Source organism: Gammaproteobacteria bacterium (assembly GCA_003696665.1).
In the GTDB taxonomy this organism is placed as follows: domain Bacteria; phylum Pseudomonadota; class Gammaproteobacteria; order Enterobacterales.
Genome location: RFGJ01000383.1, coordinates 1 through 2,299, shown reverse-complemented (window position 1 = coordinate 2,299; position 2,299 = coordinate 1). Strand labels below are relative to the sequence as shown.

At 53.8% G+C, this 2,299-nt stretch carries 1 protein-coding gene; it reads right to left on the bottom strand.

From position 1 onward, the window contains the following. Nucleotides 1-43: 43 nt before the first annotated feature. The gene (locus tag D6694_09860) at nucleotides 44-994 is read right to left on the bottom strand and encodes an IS110 family transposase (protein RMH40633.1); all 951 of its coding nucleotides are present in this window, start codon (nucleotides 992-994) and stop codon (nucleotides 44-46) included. Between the last annotated feature and the right edge of the window lie 1,305 nt (nucleotides 995-2,299).

Here is a 2,299-nt window from a genome sequence, read left to right as displayed (position 1 = left end):
CACCGCAGAGCAACTGTGTTGTGAGTCAAGCGGGTGAGGGGTGTCAAACCCCGCAGAGAGCCGGATTCCAGGGTTGATGATGGCGAATCATTGCGTTCAGCACGACCAACAGGTATCGCATACAGGCTGCCAGGGCCACCTTTTTCTCCTTCCCCCGCTCCAGCAGCCGTCGGTAGCGCCGACGGAGCACAGGGTTGCTCCGAATTGCGGCCAGGGTAGCCATAAACAACACGCTCCGCACTGCTGGACGTCCTCCTCGGATGCGTCGTTTCCCCCGTCGTTGTCCACTCTCGTTGCTCATCGGCGCCACGCCCACCAGCGCAGCAATCTCCCTCCGATCAGCCTGCCCCAACTCCGGCAGCTCCGCCGCCAGCGTCGCCGCAGTCACCTTCCCCACCCCTGGTACGCTTTTGAGGATGTTCACCCTCTCGTTCCACTCCGGCACCTGGCCGATCAAATCATCGATTCCTTGGTCCACCTGTTTGATCTGCTCCTCCAGCCATCGAATATGCTCTTGGATCTGCCCCTGGATGCGCGTCGGCGCTGTGTCCAGCCGGTTGATCTCTGCTGTCCGCATCTCCAACAACTGCTGCCGACGGCGAACCAGGTCCTTCAGGTACTGCTGTTGTTCGTCCGGCAGAGTGTAGGGACGGGGCTTCACCGCTTCCCCGAACCGAGCCAGGACGCGGGCATCCAGTCGGTCGGTCTTGGCCAGCAGTCCCGTCGCCCGCGCAAAGGCTCGGACGCGGCGGGGGTTCACCCGTGCCACCGGCAACCTCGCCAGACACAGGACTTCCAGCAGTCGCCGCTCGTATCCGCCCGTCGCCTCTACTACGATGAGCGCGGGCCGCACGGCTCGCAGCCGCCGAACCAACTCCTGGAGTCCTAGAGGGTTGTAAGAGACCGACCACGCTTCCCCCTCCGGCCCGATCACCACATCCAGCACCTTCTTGGAGACGTCAATGCCCACGTAGAGAGCGCTCGCCTGCGACATTGCAACTTCCTCCAGCGTGAGGTAGAATGTCACGGGACGCCCTTTCTAGCGATGCGGGCTCTTGCGGCCCCAACAACTGTTCGGGCAATCCCGGCGAGGACACGGCGACCCTTGCTCTGCGACGGTCTCCTTGTGGGACCCAGACGCAATCGGTCTGCCGTGTCCTTGCTTATTATACTAGACGCGGAGGCCACAGAGAAAAAAGAAATTTTGTTGTCACTCTGCGCGCTCTGTGCCTCTGCGGTGCATCAATCACCCGACTGTTGGCCGGAGTAGATACGCCTGATAATATTTGCCCTGGGACGACATTATTGAACTTTACAAAATAAATACCCAATAAAGACAAAAAGCGGTTGATACCTTTTGCGTTTTTTCTTGGGAGAGATAAAGAACGCATGGTATTCAACCGCTCTCATTTCACCAATTTTGGCGAAGGTATTGTTGTAGCTTCAGTTTAACTATCTATGTAGCTTTCATCCAAATTCGAATTTAGTAATTAATGCAATCGTATAGAGCTGCTGCTCCAAGTGTATTATAATTTGTGTTTGAGCTGGATACAGAGATCTTTGCACTCGTATCTGTAGCTTCAACAAACACCGCCCCCTCAAAATTGGTAAAAGCAGAGCTTTCTTCGGGGAAGTAAGCGGAAGCGGATGAACCTGCGCTGACACTGGATTTCGTAATGACAACGCTGTTACTTGATGGATCTAAGCCCGCTTTTACCATTGTAAATTTAATATCAGTGGTAATACTACCTACATTAGCAGCCTGTATACCCGTTAGCCAATCTGTACTAGCATCCTTATTGAATGCCAGAGGGCAGACAGCTCGATATGTCGCTTGACTGGGGGCAGCCGCCAGGCTTGAATAGCCAGCTCCCAACCCCGCGCCTGTATCATATCGGTTAGAGTTGGCAATTGCTAAAACTCCTACATTTGAGGTGACCTTAACAGAACCATATGTTGGGCCGGGATAGGACCAGGATATTGGTCCACCAGTGCAAGTAAAGATACTGGAAGCAGTACCGGCTTCAGGAGCGTACCATACTCCACTACCATTTGCCGGAATAGTCCCTGTGCAGGTATTCGTATAACCATTGTAAGCTGTGTATTCAACCGTAACAGTTGCATCGCTGCTATTGGTGTTCACAAAAGATATACCGGTTAGCCACTTGAGAGCTTTTTCATTTTTGGATGAACTACCGTGTCCGTTGAATACAAGTGGAATACGTAGATCCGTTGAAGAAAAGCCAGTTGAAGGCACAGCCTGGAATACAGATTGAACATACGGGGAGGTCATTCGTTG

Excerpts from the sequence above, each read along its gene's own strand:
- D6694_09860 (RMH40633.1), bottom strand. The coding sequence starts at position 994 with ATGTCGCAGGCGAGCGCTCTCTACGTGGGCATTGACGTCTCCAAGAAG.